The 14,683-nt window shown below is 63.3% G+C and carries 14 protein-coding genes and 1 pseudogene; 4 read left to right on the top strand and 11 right to left on the bottom strand.

The features are described from left to right. Nucleotides 1–11: 11 nt before the first annotated feature. From ACVWVP_RS25170 to ACVWVP_RS25155, 4 genes are all read right to left on the bottom strand, one after another. Nucleotides 12–776: an SDR family oxidoreductase gene (locus ACVWVP_RS25170; protein WP_457408648.1), complete on the bottom strand. Its 765-nt coding sequence runs from the start codon at nt 774–776 to the stop codon at nt 12–14. 155 nt (nt 777–931) lie between these two features. After that, the gene (locus ACVWVP_RS25165; RefSeq protein WP_457408646.1) at nt 932–2,440 is read right to left on the bottom strand and encodes a sugar ABC transporter ATP-binding protein; all 1,509 of its coding nucleotides are present in this window, start codon (nt 2,438–2,440) and stop codon (nt 932–934) included. Between the two features lie 15 nt (nt 2,441–2,455). Then, entirely contained in the window at nt 2,456–3,388 is a 933-nt protein-coding gene (locus ACVWVP_RS25160; protein ID WP_176999006.1) for a sugar ABC transporter substrate-binding protein, read from the bottom strand. Between the two features lie 50 nt (nt 3,389–3,438). Then, nucleotides 3,439–4,446: an ABC transporter permease gene (locus tag ACVWVP_RS25155; RefSeq protein WP_176999007.1), complete on the bottom strand. Its 1,008-nt coding sequence runs from the start codon at nt 4,444–4,446 to the stop codon at nt 3,439–3,441. Nucleotides 4,447–4,807: 361 nt separating this feature from the next. Between ACVWVP_RS25155 and ACVWVP_RS25150 the strand changes: the two genes are divergently transcribed. The 3 genes from ACVWVP_RS25150 to ACVWVP_RS25140 are packed head-to-tail and all read left to right on the top strand — an operon-like array spanning nt 4,808 to nt 8,046. Next, entirely contained in the window at nt 4,808–5,644 is an 837-nt protein-coding gene (locus tag ACVWVP_RS25150; protein WP_178923278.1) for a transketolase, read from the top strand. After that, complete coding sequence (locus ACVWVP_RS25145; RefSeq protein ID WP_178923280.1) at nt 5,634–6,566, top strand: transketolase family protein; 933 nt, start codon at nt 5,634–5,636, stop codon at nt 6,564–6,566. Before ACVWVP_RS25150 ends, ACVWVP_RS25145 begins: the two co-directional genes overlap by 11 nt. A 4-nt stretch (nt 6,567–6,570) precedes the next feature. Continuing rightward, the gene (locus ACVWVP_RS25140) at nt 6,571–8,046 is read left to right on the top strand and encodes an FGGY family carbohydrate kinase (RefSeq protein ID WP_457408644.1); all 1,476 of its coding nucleotides are present in this window, start codon (nt 6,571–6,573) and stop codon (nt 8,044–8,046) included. A 192-nt stretch (nt 8,047–8,238) separates the two neighbouring features. Here ACVWVP_RS25140 and ACVWVP_RS25135 read toward each other — a convergent pair whose 3' ends face one another. The 6 genes and pseudogenes from ACVWVP_RS25135 to ACVWVP_RS25110 form a co-directional block, all read right to left on the bottom strand. Then, on the bottom strand, nt 8,239–9,183 hold the full coding sequence (locus tag ACVWVP_RS25135) for an aliphatic sulfonate ABC transporter substrate-binding protein (RefSeq protein ID WP_176999011.1): 945 nt from the start codon (nt 9,181–9,183) through the stop codon (nt 8,239–8,241). Between the two features lie 241 nt (nt 9,184–9,424). Further along, the gene (locus tag ACVWVP_RS25130) at nt 9,425–10,321 is read right to left on the bottom strand and encodes a DMT family transporter (protein WP_457408641.1); all 897 of its coding nucleotides are present in this window, start codon (nt 10,319–10,321) and stop codon (nt 9,425–9,427) included. Then, nucleotides 10,318–10,584 carry an Ada metal-binding domain-containing protein gene (locus tag ACVWVP_RS25125; RefSeq protein WP_178923286.1) on the bottom strand — a complete coding sequence of 89 codons (267 nt, stop codon included), beginning with the start codon at nt 10,582–10,584 and terminating at the stop codon, nt 10,318–10,320. The genes ACVWVP_RS25130 and ACVWVP_RS25125 overlap by 4 nt, the downstream gene beginning before the upstream one ends. Continuing rightward, nucleotides 10,581–11,279 (bottom strand): 2OG-Fe(II) oxygenase, encoded by a 699-nt coding sequence (locus tag ACVWVP_RS25120; protein ID WP_457408639.1) that lies wholly within the window; start codon nt 11,277–11,279, stop codon nt 10,581–10,583. Before ACVWVP_RS25120 ends, ACVWVP_RS25125 begins: the two co-directional genes overlap by 4 nt. A 2-nt stretch (nt 11,280–11,281) precedes the next feature. Then, nucleotides 11,282–11,987 (bottom strand): annotated as a pseudogene (locus tag ACVWVP_RS25115) (2OG-Fe(II) oxygenase). A gap of 85 nt (nt 11,988–12,072) precedes the next feature. After that, nucleotides 12,073–12,936, bottom strand: a complete 864-nt coding sequence (locus tag ACVWVP_RS25110; protein ID WP_259175523.1) for a LysR family transcriptional regulator — start codon at nt 12,934–12,936, stop codon at nt 12,073–12,075. A 102-nt stretch (nt 12,937–13,038) separates the two neighbouring features. On the opposite strand from ACVWVP_RS25110, the gene ACVWVP_RS25105 reads away from it, so the two are divergent. Further along, on the top strand, nt 13,039–14,037 hold the full coding sequence (locus tag ACVWVP_RS25105) for a quinone oxidoreductase family protein (RefSeq protein ID WP_457408637.1): 999 nt from the start codon (nt 13,039–13,041) through the stop codon (nt 14,035–14,037). 61 nt (nt 14,038–14,098) lie between these two features. Here the strand turns inward: ACVWVP_RS25105 and ACVWVP_RS25100 are convergent, their stop codons facing one another. After that, the gene (locus ACVWVP_RS25100; protein ID WP_178923292.1) at nt 14,099–14,563 is read right to left on the bottom strand and encodes a hypothetical protein; all 465 of its coding nucleotides are present in this window, start codon (nt 14,561–14,563) and stop codon (nt 14,099–14,101) included. Nucleotides 14,564–14,683: the final 120 nt, after the last annotated feature.

Genomic DNA, 14,683 nt, shown 5'->3' with positions numbered 1-14,683 from the left:
CCAAAAAAGGCTTACCAGCAGACAAAACCGCCATCGACCAACAGGTCGACGCCGGTGCAGAACGACGAGGCCTGGCTGACCAGGAAAATCGCCGGGCCGACCATTTCTTCCACGCTGGCCATGCGGCCCATGGGCGTGGTCTGTTCAAAGATCTTCACCTGGTCGGCCACCTCCGGGCGCGAGTTCATCGGCGTGGCGGTGTAGCCGGGGCTGATGCAATTGACCCGCAGGCCCTTGTTGGCCCATTCCATCGCCAGGCTTTTGCTCAGGTGGATGACCCCGGCCTTGGACGTGTTGTAGTGGGCTTGCAGCAAGCCACGGTTGACGATGCTGCCGGACATGGACGCGATGTTGACGATAGCGCCTTTGCCCCGGGGCAGCATCACCGCGGCCTGTGCCTGGCAACTGAGGAAAATCCCGGTGAGGTTGATGTCCAGGGTGGTTTGCCAGCGTTGCAGCTCCAAGTCTTCGGCGGCCTGGGCATTGGCGATGCCGGCGCAGTTGACGGCCACGCTGAGTTCGCCGAGTTCGGCTTCGGTGCGGGCCACCGCCGCGTCGAGGGCAGCGCGCTCGGTGACCGTGCCGCTCAGGGCCAGGGCGCGACGGCCCTGGGCCTGGATGCGTTCCACGGTGCTGGCGATGCCGGGGCTGCCCGGCAGGTCAAAACAGGCCACATCGGCCCCAGCCTCGGCCAGCCCGACCGCGATGGCCTGGCCGATCCCGCTGCCGGCGCCGGTGACGAAGGCGACCTGGCCGTGAAGACTAAAAAGTTGCATGAACGACTCCATTATTTGAAATAACACCGAACCCCTGTGGGAGCTGGCTTGCCTGCGATGGCGGTAGCTCAGTCACATCTGCATCGGCTGACCCTCCGCTATCGCAGGCAAGCCAGCTCCCACATTGGATCTTCATTGTTTGCGAAGGTAGGGCACTAGGCCGTGGCCATTTCCATCACCGAAACCGGTGTTGCCTCGCCACGCTCCAATATCCCCATCTGCCGGCCCCGGCTCATCACCATCACCCGATGGGACAGGCCGAGCACTTCATCCAGGTCCGAACTCACCACAATCACCGCCATGCCTTTGGCTGCCAGGTCTGCGATCACTTCATAGATCGCCGCCCGTGCGCCCACGTCGATACCGCGAGTGGGCTCGTCGAGGATGAACACTTTGGGATTGCGCGCCAGCCACTTGGCAATGATCACCTTCTGCTGGTTGCCGCCCGACAAACTGGAAATCCGCGACTGCGGCGCACCTTTCACGCCCAGCCGTGCCACCGCCGTGCGCGCGAACTCGCGCAGCGGGGCAGGCAGCACCCAACCGCGTTTGTCCAGCAGGTCGGTGTTGCCATAGATCAGGTTGTCTTCGATGCGATGTTCCACCACCACGCCTTGCTGCTTGCGGTCTTCGGGCACCAGCACCACACCGGCCTGGATCGCCTCGAAGGGCGAGCGCAATTGGCGAATCTCACCATCCAACACCATATGCCCCTTGATGTCCTGGGCCGCGCCGGCAATGGTGCGCACCAGCTCGGTCCGCCCGGCGCCGACCACACCGGCAATGCCAAACACTTCACCAGCGCGCACGCTGAAATCGATGCTGTGCAACGCAAACTCACGGCAACTCAGGTCCTTGACCTGCAACATCACGTGTTCCTTGGGCGCCTGCAACGTCGGGAAAATTCGCTCCAGGCTGCGCCCGACCATCTGTTCTACCAGCTCGCGCACCGGCACTTGGGCCGTGGCGTGCAGGGCGATCTGGCGACCGTCACGCAGCACCAGCACGCGGTCGGCGATGCGCGCGATTTCTTCCAGGCGATGGCTGATATAGATAAACGACACACCTTCAGCCTTGAGCCGCTCCACCTGCTGGAACAACAGCTCGGTTTCTTCACCGCCCAGGGCGGCCGTGGGCTCGTCGAGGATCAGCAGCCGCGCCTTGAGGGTCAGCGCCTTGGCGATTTCCACCAGTTGTTGGGCGGCCACGCTCAGGCCTTCGACCTTGCGCGACGCCGGCACCTTGAGCCCCAGGCGTTCCAACTGGATCTGCGCCTGGGCCTCGATGTAGTCGCGGTCGACCCGCCCGTGACGCATGGGCAGGCGGCCGACGAAGATGTTTTCGGCGATCGACAATTGCGGCAGCAGGCGGATTTCCTGGTGGATCAGGCCGATACCGGCGCCCAACGCGGCCCCCGGTGAGCCAGGGGCGTAGGGCTGGCCCAGCCAGGTCATGCTGCCCCCGGCTTCGGGTTGCACCAGCCCCGCGATGATCGACGACAAGGTCGATTTGCCCGCGCCGTTCTCGCCGAGCAGGGCCAGCACTTCACCGGGGCGAATGTCCACGTTGACCTGGGACAGCACCTGCACCGGCCCATAGGCCTTGCTGATATTGCGCAGGCACAGCACCGCCTCAGCGGTGGTATCCAGAGCGGCTGCTCTCATGACGACCTCCGAGGTTTACGGGTGCTGTTGCAGGAACGGCGCGACGTTTTCTTTGGTGGTCAACACGGTCGGCAGCAGTTGTTCCTTGGGCACGGCTTTACCGGCCTTGAGGTCGATGGCCGACGCCACGGCCAGGCGCCCCATCTTCTGGGTCTGCTGAGTCATGGTCGCGTTCAGCACGCCACTTTCCACGGCCTTGAGCCCGGCAACGTCGCCGTCGAAACCCACCACCACGACTTTGTGATCCAGGTTGCCGACCTTCACCGCCTGGGCCGCACCGAGGGCCATGGCATCGGCGCGGCCGAAGAACACGCTGATGTTCGGGTCACGCTGGAGCAGGTCCTGGGCCACGGCGAAGCCTTTGTCCTGGGCCCATTCGGCCGGTTGCTGGGCGACCACCTTGAGGTCCGGGAAGGCTTTCAAGCCTTCTTCGAAGCCTTTGGCCCGGTCAATTTCAGGCGTGGTGCCCAACTGGCCTTGCAGGATGGCGATGCGGCCTTTGCCGTCGGTGATCTTGCCCACGTATTCGGCGAGGGTCTTGGCCCCGGCCACGCTGTCGCTGGCGATAAAGGTGTCACCCGGGGCATCGGGCGCGTTGCGGTCCACGGCAATCACCGGGATGCCAGCGGCCTTGGCGGCCTTGACCGGTACACCGGCTGCGGTGGCACCGGCCGGGATGTAGATCAACACGTCGATCTGGCGGGTGATCAGGTCTTCAATCTGGCTGACCTGGGTGGACGAGTTGCCCTGGGCGTCCACGGTGATCACCTTGATCCCCTTGGCCTTGCCCTCGGCTTCCACCGATTGCTTGATCTGGTTGAAGAAGTCGGCCTGCAGGTTGGCCACGGCCAGGCCGATGGTCAGGTCCTTGGCCCAGGTGGTGCCGGCTGCGGTGAGGGTGGCGGCCGCGAGTGCGGTGGCGATAAGCAGTTTCTTGGGGCTGAACATGTCGGTGACTCCTGGTTTTATTGTTGGAGGGTGTCAACTGTCGAACAGGTTTATCGGGCAGTGCTGGAGCGGCGTCGCAGGGTGTCGATGGTCACGGCGAGGGCGATGACCACGCCGATCACCACTTGTTGAATGAAGGGCGAGACGCCGAGCAGGTTCAGGCCATTGCGCAACACGCCAATGATCAGCACGCCGACCAGGGTGCCGCCGATGCTGCCCACGCCACCGCTGAGGCTGGCCCCGCCAATCACCACGGCGGCGATGGCATCCAGTTCCAGGCTCAGGCCGGCGCTGGGTTGGGACGAGTCGAGGCGGGCGGCGAGGGTGACGGCGGCGATACCGGCCAGGGCGCCGCTGATGGCGTAGACCCACAGGGTGATCGCACGCACCTTGATGCCTGACAGGCGCGCCACTTCGGGGCTGCCGCCCATGGCATAGAGGTTGCGGCCACCGGCACGAAAGCGCAGGAACACCCAAGCCACCACCAGCATCACCAGAAACAGGCCGACGGTGGCCGAGAGGAAGCCGAAATGCCGCACCGTGGCCAGGCTGGTGAACCAGTCCGGGTAGCCGACGATCTGCCGGCCTTCGGTGAGGATGTTCGCCAGGCCCCGGGCCACCGACATCATGGTCAGCGTGGCAATGAACGGCGGCAGCTTGGCGTAGGTAATCAGCCCACCGGAGACCAGCCCGGCGAGCATGCCGCTGGCGATCGAGATCGGAATCGCAAAGCCCAGGGGCATGGCCTGGTCCTGGTACAACCAGCCCAGCATCATCATCGAGAACGCCAGCACCGAGCCGACCGACAGGTCGATGCCGCCGATCACGATCACCGCCGTCATGCCAATCGCCAGGATGCCCAGCACGGTGACCTGATCGAGGATGTTCAGGCCATTGCGCAACGAGAAGAAGAATTCAGAACTGAAGGAGAAGACCAGCACCAGCAACACAAGGCCGATCAGCGGGCCACCGATGTTGCTGGGAAGCAGTTTCACCAGCCGGGGACGGCGGGTCGGCTTGAGATCGGCCGGGTGATGGACAGAGGCTTTGGCGTCCACATTGTTCTCCTGACTTATTTTTTTTGGAGTTCATTCAGGCGGCGTGAATATTTATGCGTGCCTGACTGTTAATTCAGATTCCAGTGACACCGTGGCAAAGTCAAGCGCTTAATTTTTCATGCATGCCTCTAGACCGCCGTTTTTATCGGGCGCAAAGCCACGGGATAGATAAGCGCGCGTGGGATTTTAGCCGTCTGTCCGAGGGGAGTTTCCGGGTTTTATTTCATTTTTCCGCCGTTCACTCACTTGACCTGCTGCGGGATCGGCGTCTAAATAGAAATATATTGTCACTGCTGAATAAATATTCAAAACAGCCGTGAACGCTTTCACCCCGCGTGGTCAGCCTCAAAGGAGCCGCTGCATGAATGCCTTCCAGTACGACGCCCACCAGATCAAAGAACAGGCCCGTTTGATCCGGCGCCATGTGATCCGCTTGAATGCCGACTCCCCGGCAGGCGGCCACACCGGGGCGGACCTGTCGGAAACCGACATCCTCGCCACCCTGTATTTCCGCATCCTCAACACCGGCCCCGAGCGCACGGAAGACCCCGAGCGCGATATCTACATCCAGAGCAAAGGCCATGGCGTGGGCGGTTTGTACTGCTGCCTGGCGCAGGCCGGCTACATCCCCACCGACTGGTTGCCGACCTACCAGCACTTCAATTCCCATTTGCCCGGCCACCCGGTGCGGCAGAAAACCCCGGGCATCGAACTCAACACCGGCGCCCTCGGCCACGGGTTGCCGGTGGCGGTAGGGCTGGCGTTGGCGGCGAAGATGTCCGGCAGTAAAAAGCGCATCTACGTGTTGACTGGCGACGGCGAGCTCGCCGAAGGCTCCAACTGGGAAGCGGCGATGGCGGCGGCCAAGTACGGGCTGGATAACCTGTTTGTGATCGTCGACAAGAACAAGTTGCAACTGGCCGGGCTGACCGCCGAGATCATGCCGCTGGACCCGCTGGACGTGAAATGGGCGGCTTTCGGTTTCACCGTCAGCGAGTGCGATGGCAATGACGTCGGCCAGCTGATCGAGAGCCTCGAAACCATGCAAGCCCACACCGGCTCACCCCAGGTGCTGATCGCCCACACCATCAAGGGCAAGGGCGTGTCGTTTATTGAAGCGCGTCCCGAATGGCACCACCGCGTGCCCAAGGGTGATGAAATCAACGCAGCACTGGAGGAGTTGAATCATGGCAAGTGAACACCTGGCGAGCGTCATGGTGGAGGCGTTTATCGCGGCGGTCGATGCTGGCCTGGACGTGGTGCCGGTGGTCAGCGACTCCACCTCCACGGCCAAGATCGGTCCGTTTGCCCAACGCTTCCCCGAGCGGTTGATCAACGTCGGCATTGCCGAGCAGTCCCTGGTCAGCGTGGCGGCTGGGCTGGCATTGGGTGGCAAGATCGCGGCCACCTGCAATGCCGCGCCGTTCCTGATTTCCCGCGCCAACGAACAGATCAAGGTGGACGTCTGCTACAACCAGGCCAACGTCAAGATGTTCGGCTTGAATGCCGGCGCCAGTTACGGCCCGTTGGCCAGCACCCACCACAGCCTCGACGATATTTCGGTGATGCGCGGGTTTGGCAATGTGCAGATCTTCGCCCCGGCCGATGCGCTGGAGTGCCGGCAGATCATCGATTACGCGCTGCGCTATAAAGGCCCGGTGTATGTCCGGCTTGACGGTAAAGCTTTGCCTGAGGTGCATGGCGCCGACTATCGATTCGTGCCCGGCCAAGTGGACATCCTGCGCCAGGGCGCAGACGTGAGCATCGTTGCGTTGGGCTCCGTGGTACACGAGGCGGTGGATGCGGCGGCCTTGCTGGCCGAGCAGGGCATCCAGGCGCAGGTGATCAACCTGTCGTCGATCCGCCCATTGCAGCGTGACGCCTTGCTCAGTGCACTGAGCGCCACGCGCGCGGTGATTACCGTCGAAGAACACAACATCAATGGTGGCGTCGGCAGCCTGGTCGCCGAAGTGCTGGCCGAAGCCGGGCTGGGCATTGCGCTGGTCCGCCTGGGTATCGGCGACGGTGAATACGCGGCGGCCGGCGCCCGCGAACCGACCCGCGCCTTGCATAACATCGACGCGGCTGGGATTGTGGCGGCTGCCACTCGGTTGCGGTGAACCCATGACAAACCACACTCCGCTGATCCTGGCGATAGATGAAGGCACCAGCAACGCCAAGGCGGTGCTGGTCAACGAACTCGGGCAGGTGATTGCCCGGGGTTCGCGGCCCTTGAGCATCAGCCACCCCCAGCCCGGGTTTTCCGAGCAGGACCCGTTGTTGATCTGGCTGCACACCTTGGCCGCGATTGAAGAATGCCTGGCCCAGGTGGAGCGACCGATCACCGCATTGGCCATCAGCAACCAGCGCGAGTCGGTGGTGGCCTGGGACCGGCGCAGCGGCGAGCCGTTGTCGCCGTGCATCAGTTGGCAATGCCGACGCTCCACCGCGTTGTGCGCACAGTTGCATGAGCAGGGGCACGAAGCACTGGTCCTGGAAAAGACCGGGCTGGCCCTCGACCCGATGTTTTCCGCCGGCAAATTCCGCTGGATCCTCGACCACCTGGACAACGGGCATGCACGTGCGGCGGCCGGTGAAATCTGCCTGGGCACGGTCGACAGTTGGTTGTTGTGGAAGCTCAGCGGCGGTCAGGTATTCGCCACCGATTATTCCAACGCCGCGCGCACGCAACTGTTCAACCTGCACACCGGCACCTGGGACCCGGAGCTGCTGGCCCTGTTCGCGATTCCTGCTGCGGCGTTGGCGCCGATTCGGCCGAGTGCGGGTTTCTTCGCCGAAACCGTCGCGCTGGGCGGCTTGCCTGCGGGTATCCCGGTGATGTCGATGATGGGCGACTCCCATGCGGCGCTGTACGGGCAGGGTGGTTTCGCCCCGGGGCTGGTCAAGGCCACCCTCGGCACGGGCTCGTCGTTGATGACTCCGATGGGCGGGCCGATTGCGTCCACCCATGGGCTTTCCACCACCTTGGCCTGGCATGACGGCAACGCGGCGACGTTCGGCATGGAAGGCAACATCGTGCACACCGGCGCCGCCGTGCAGTGGGCCTCGCGGCTGGTGGCCGGTGAGTCGCTGGACGCGTTGACGGAACAGGCCGCGCAATTGCCGGATAACGGCGGCGTGTACTTTGTGCCGGCACTGTCCGGGTTGGGAGCGCCGCACTGGAAAGCCGACGCCCGTGGCTTGATCTGTGGCCTGAGCGAGGCCACCTCGGGCGCGCATATTTTGCGCGCCTCGCTGGAGTCCATCGGCTATCAGATTCGTGATGTGTTCGAGGCGATGCAGCAGGACATCGGCAGCCCGTTGAAAGAGCTGTGGGTCGACGGCGGCGCGACACGCAATCGCTGGTTGATGCAGTTCCTGGCCAACCTGCTGCAACGTCCGGTGGTGCGCAGCCTGTCGCCGGAGGTCTCGGCACTCGGGGCTGCACACCTGGCGGGTAGGGCGTTGGGAATTTGGGCGAGTGATGAGGCTTTGGGTGCGCTGGAGCGTCAGCGCGAGCGCTTCGAACCCCAGGATGATCCTGCGATGGCAACTCGGTATGCCGAGTGGAAAAAGGCCCTGGCCCGCACCCTTCTCTAACACCCGATGAACATCAAGCCTGTGGGAGCTGGCTTGCCTGCGATTACGGTGGGTCAGTCAACACATTCGTCAACTGAGCCACCGCATTCGCGAGCAAGCCCGCTCCCACATTTAGACCGATTTATGCCTGACCCAACTGTTTAAGCCTCGGGAAAACCGGTCTTCTGTGCCCAGCGATTCTGACAAAACCTCTCATGGCTTCCAGGTCTGCACGTCCTTGGCATCCACGGCCTTAGGCAGCAAGCCCGCCTTGAAGAACGCATCGGCAATCTTCTGCTGTTCGCCCAACTGATCGAGCGTCACCGGTTGCACCTGATAGCTACGGTGCGCGTTGGCCGCTTCAACGGTGGCCACATCCAGGTTACCCCACAGCGGGCCAAGCACCTTGGCGGCGTCTTGCGGGTGGGTTTTCACCCATTGGCCGGCTTTTTCCAATTGTTCGTACACCACCTTCAGGACCTCAGGGTGGGCCTTGGCGTAGGGCGTGCCCGTCAGGTAATAGCGCTTGTAGCTGGCCAGGCCCGCGCCATCCGCCAGGGTGCGGGTGGGCAGTTGGCGCTGCACGCCTGTGAGGAAGGGTTCCCAGGTGACCCAGGCATCGACTTTATTGTTCTCGAACGCAGCGCGGCCATCGGCCGGTGTCAGGTAGGCCGGTTCGATATCCGAGAAGGCCAGGCCCGCTTTGGCCAGCGCCGCGATCAACAGGTAGTGGGTGCCGGCGGCTTTGGTCACGGCGACTTTCTTGCCTTTGAGGTCGGCCAGTTGCTGGATCGGCGAGTCCTTGCGCACCACGATGGCCTGGGCCGACGGCGAGGGCGCTTCCTGGGCAAAGTAGGTGAGTTTGGCCTGGGCCGCCTGGGCGAAGATCGGCACGGTGTCAGCCACGTCGGCGCTGATGTCGACGTTGCCGACGTTCAGTGCCTCCAGCAGCGGCAGGCCGCTGGGAAACTCGTGCCAGGACACGTCGATGTTGTCGGCCTTGAGGGCTTTTTCCAAGGTGCCCTGGGTCTTGAGCAGGGTAATCAGGGTGGACGATTTCTGGTAACCGATACGCACGGTCTCCTGGGCCTCGGCGCTGACCGCCACGGAAAAAGCCAGAAGCCCGATGACAACGGCGAGGGGACGACGAATAGACATGGCGCGCTCGATCTTCAATGGAATGCAGCCAAGCATAAAGTTCTAAAAACCAATCGATAAATACTCTTTCGATCTGAGCTTAAATCGCTTTCTCACCTTGTAGTGAGCGGGCTTGCCCCGCGCCCGCGCCGCCACAAATCCCCGCAATTTTCCCTGGAACAGATGAGGTGGGGCTTATTACGCCGCGCGGGGTAAACCCGCTCACTACAAGCGTCCGCGCTGCCACAATCCTGGCAAAGGGTCAGGAGGTCGATTTGGGCCGGCTGTTGCTGAGCACACACCACACGGCCAGGCAGATGAGGCCGCCGCCGTAGAGGTGTGCGCTGGACAGTCGTTCGCCCAGGAACAGCACACCCCACAGCACGCCAAACGGCGGGATCAGGAAGGTCACCGTCAGTGAACGAACCGCCCCGATATCGGCGATCAGGCGGAAATACAGAATGTACGCATACGCGGTGCACACAAACCCCACCACTCCCAGCGCTGCCCAGATCGTCGGGTTGCCCCAGCTGTGCGGCGGGTTGAGCACGGCTGAAACACCGAAGAACGGCAGCAGGAACAACGTCGCGCCGATCTGGCTGCCAAAGGCCACGAGCTTGGCGTCCAGCCCGCCCTTGTCGGCGATCCAGCGGCGGGTCAGGAACCCGGCAACGCCGTAGCAGCCGGTGGCGACCAGGCACGCCAACGCGCCAATCACCACGGCGACCGAAAGGGTGACCGGGCCGGTGGTGGTCAGCAGGGTGATACCCATCAAGCCGATCACTACCCCGGCGGCTTTTTTAGGCGTCAGCGGGTCGCTGAAAAACAGCGCGCCCATCATCACGCCCATCAGTGGAGTGGTGGCGTTGAAGATCGCCGAGTAGCCCGCCGGCAGCAACGTCGCCGCCACGCCGTACATCAGGAACGGCACGCCGGAATTGATCACGCCCAACACCAGGGTGGGTTTGAGTTTGCCGTTGAAGGCGATGCGGGTGCGCAGCACGGTGACAATCACCGCCAGCCCGATGGCCCCCAGCAGCACACGGAAAAACGCCGTGGGCAACGCGCCCAACACCGGCGCCGCGATGCGCATGAACAGAAAACTCGCGCCCCAGATCGCCGCCAGTACCAGTAGCCGAACACCGTCAGAAAGCTTCATGCGTCACCTTTGTTTGTGGAATTCCAAATCGCGTAGTGCTCGGGCATGCACACTGCACAAGGCCGGTAGCCGGCGGCAATGGCGGTGGGCTCGTCGGCAAAGAACACGCGGTGTTTCACATAACCGCCGTTGGCAATTGCTCGCCGTGCGGCGCGGCAGTCCAGGCGGCCGTAGATCTGGGTGCCGCGATGCCCGGCGCAGGTGCCCGGCACAAGGCTGGCGTAAGGTTTGCCCGTTACCCCGAGCAAGGTGAACGTCTTCATCGGCCACCCTCTTGGGTATCAGGTGCATCATGGAACAGCACTTCCAATCCCACGCGTTCGCCGCCGCGCACGCGGCTGATGGCGTGCTTGAGGTTCACGCGGTAATAGCCCTGGCTGCCTCTGAACGGGCGCACCGCCGTGGCGATGATCGCCACGTCACCGCGTTTAAGCGGCACCACCATCGGCCGCGATTGCAGGCGCGGGCGCTGTTCGGTCATCACCAGTTCACCTCCTTGGAAGTCCGTCCCCGGCTCGGACAGCAGTGCAACGATTTGTAAGGGAAACACATGAAAGCCGGCATTGCGTTGATGCAGGGGCACCTGGTCATGCACACGCAACCGGTACAGATGGGACTGCCCTCGGGTCTGGCCGGCGTTGCGGTTTTGCCGCAGGAACTCATCCAGCGTAGCCGGGTAACGCGCATCGATGGCCAGGGTTTCGTTCCAGCGATTGGCGACTGGGGCCAGGCGCCGGTAGAGCGCCGTGCGCCACTCGGCCAGCGGGGTGGGCAGGTCTGTCTCGAAGTAGCGCCATTGCGCAAACAGGTCCTGCGCGGTGATGCACTGGGCCAGGGCGTCGACGACCGCTGCGCGCAACAACCCGGGCAGCACGGCGTAGCCTTCGCTATCGAGTTGGCGGTGGAGGTCGGCCCAGTCCAGCTGATCAAGTGCGGCGTCGAATTCAAGCAAGTTCATGTTCACCTCGCATCATGAAAAATCAGGCCGACGGCATACCGCTGGCCACTGCAGATGCGGCTCACACCGTGGCGCATGGCGACTTTACGGATACCGCGCAGGCCTACGACCGGCCGCTGATTGACGGTAAATACCAGCCCATCGCCCTGGCGCAGCGGGATGACTTCGGCGCGCTGGCCCTGGGATGAACGCTCGGTCATGACGAACTCGCCGCCGACGAAATCCCGTCCGGGTTCCGATAACAGGATCGCCACCTGGAGCGGGAAAACGTGCTCGCCGTAGAGGTCCTGATGCAGGCAGTTGTAGTCACCTGCGCCATATTTGAGGATCAGCGGAGTAGGGCGGGCCTGGCCTGTGGCATGGCATTGACGCAGGAACTCGTTCAGCTCACTTGGGTACTGCACGTCAAGGCCGAGCTGGAGGTTCCAGGCATTGGCAAGCGGGGCGAGGCCTCTGTAGAGCGCGTGCCGCAGTTGATCAAGCAACGGCGGCAAGGGGTAGGCAAAGTATTTGTACTCGCCGCGCCCGAACCCATGTCGAGCCATCACCACCCGCGAGCGATAGCCGGTTTCCTGCGCATAGCGCGGCGAGCGCCTCGCACTGTTGGGCTGTCAGCAGCGCGGGCAGCACCGCGTTTCCGTGGGCCTCGAGCTCACGGGCGATGCGGTTCCAGTCGTGCGTGGGGGCGTGGTTTCTGGGGGTGTGCATGGCCTTGACGCTCATCGGTGGGCAGATGAGCGGAGTCTAGGGGGCACTTGCCGGCTTGGAACTCTGCGGCTTGCGGTCGAATTGTTTAACGGCGCAACTGCGCTTCACCTTCGATGCACGCCACCAGAAACTCCATCACCACTTTCACCAGGGGCGAGCGGCGCATGTCCGGGTACACGGTGAGCCAGATGTCGCGCATGGGACCGTCGGTGGCGGTGGGCAAGCGTGTCAGCAGTGGGTCGTGGTCGCCCACCAGGGTCGGCAGCACTACCGCGCCTACTTGGGCGCGGGCCGCCATTTGCTGGGTGACCAGTTCGCTGGCGGCAAACACGATGGGGCGCACGCCGCGCAGTTGGTGCATCCAGGCCTGTTGGGGCAGGTGGTCGCGGCTGCTGTCGTAGGCGATGAACGCCCACTGAACGGGAGGCTGTTGCGCTAATTCGGCAGCGCCATACAAACCGAAGCGCACCACGCCGACCTTGCGCCGGACCAGCGCGTCTTCGTCGGGACGCACGGTGCGCAAGGCGATATCCGCTTCGCCTTTGTCCAGCGCAGCCAGTTGGGTGGAGGGCATCAGCACCAGATTCAGCTGTGGGTACTGCGCACGCAATCGCGCGACATGAGGTGCGATGCAGTGGTTGGCGATGGACGGCGGGCAACTGACCCGCACCGTGCCGGCCATCTCGATGGAAGCGACCCGCGACAGGCGCATCACGTCGGTCGCCATCGCGTCCATGCCCGCCGCCAGTTCGGCCAACGCCCGGCCCTGGGCGGTGAGCGGGCGGCTACGGGGCAGGCGGTCCACCAGTTTTACGCCCAGGGCTTTTTCCAGTGCATCGACCCGGCGCCCCACGGTGGCGTGTTCCACCTGCAACTCACGGGCAGCCGCCGACAGCGACTGGGTGCGCGCCAAGACGGTGAAGTAATACAGGTCTTGCCAGTCGAACATCGGGGTATTTCCGCACAGAGGCTGGGAGAGATTGGGGAATTTTCCTACTGAGAGGCCCCTTTTACCATGGCCGCTTCCCAGAGCAAACGGAGTTGTTGCCCGATGAAAGCCATCACCCTGCAAGCCTATGGCGGCCCTGAAGTCGCCCAGTTGCGCCACGATGTTCCCAAACCCGCGGTCACCCCGGGGCATGTGCTGATCAAAGTCGCCTGCGCCGGGATCAACTTCATGGACATTCACACGCGCCAAGGCAAATACGCCCAGTCGGTAACCTACCCGGTGCGCTTGCCGTGCACCCTGGGCATGGAAGGCGCCGGCGTGGTGGTGGAAGTGGGCCCTGGTGTGAGCCACTTGGCCGTAGGCGACCGTGTGGCGTGGTGCATTGCCTGGGGCGCGTATGCCGAATACGCCAACATCCCGGCCGACAACGTGGCGCAGATTCCCAGCGAAATCACGTTCGATCAGGCGGCTGCCGCGATGTTCCAGGGCTGCACGGCTCACTACCTGATTGATGACGTGGCGCGTTTGCAGGCCGGCGACACCTGCCTGATTCATGCCGCGTCCGGCAGCATCGGGCAATTGCTCGTGCAAATGGCCAACCGTTTGGGTGCGACTGTGTTCACCACTGGCAGCACCGCCGAGAAATGTGCGATAGCGCTTCAACGCGGCGCCCACCAGGCCTGGACCTATGACGGCTTTGCCGATCGGGTAATGGACGCCACGGCGGGCCGAGGCGTGGACGTGGTGTTCGATTCCGTGGGCAAAACCACCCTGCGCGACAGTTTCCGCGCCTGCCGGACCCGTGGGTTGATCGTCAATTACGGCAATGTCTCGGGCTCGCTGACCGACCTGGACCCGATTGAACTGGGTGAAGCGGGTTCCTTGTTCCTGACCCGCCCACGGCTGGCCGACCACATGGCTGACGGCGCCACCGTGCAACGGCGTGCCAACGCGGTATTTGCGGCGATGCTGGAAGGTTCGCTCAGCGTGGATATCGAGGGGCATTACAGCCTGGAAACGGTGCAGCAGGTGCACGCACGGATCGAAGCCCGGCAACAGATCGGCAAGGCCGTGCTGTGGATCGACCGCGACCTGCATTAATCACAGGCGAAAAAAAACCGGCTGATCAGGCCGGTTTGGGGCACCTCGCCAACCGCGAGGGTTATGCGTTGTTGCTGTGCAGACGATCAGAACCACCTTCGGCCAGGCCACGTTCTTGCAGACGATCCGCACCGCCTTCGGCCAGGCCACGTTCTTGCAGACGGTCAGCACCGCCTTCGGCCAGACCACGTTCCTGCAGGCGATCAGCACCGCCTTCGGCCAGGCCACGTTCTTGCAGACGATCCGCACCACCTTCGGCCAGGCCACGTTCTTGCAGACGATCCGCACCGCCTTCGGCCAGGCCACGTTCCTGCAGGCGATCAGCACCGCCTTCAGCGACACGACGTTCCAGCAAGCGATCAGAACCGCCTTCGGCAACGCGGTTACCTTGCAGGCGGTCGGCACCACCCTCGGCAACGCGGCTGTCCATCAGGCGATCTGCGCCGCCTTCAGCGACAACAGGGTGAGCAAAAGCGTTGGCGGCGAGTACCGAGAAAGCGAGGCTAAGCAGGATTTGGCGTTTCATGGTTGTGTGCTCCGAGTGTTTAAGTAGGTTGCTGCTGGGTATGGATTTAATGGTACGCGTTGGATTTTTTAAGAGAACTTCATTGCGCTGATGGTGACTATCGACGCCAGCGATGGCCCG

This window comes from Pseudomonas sp. TE24901 (assembly GCF_054058375.1).
This window is presented reverse-complemented; position numbering and strand designations above follow the sequence as displayed.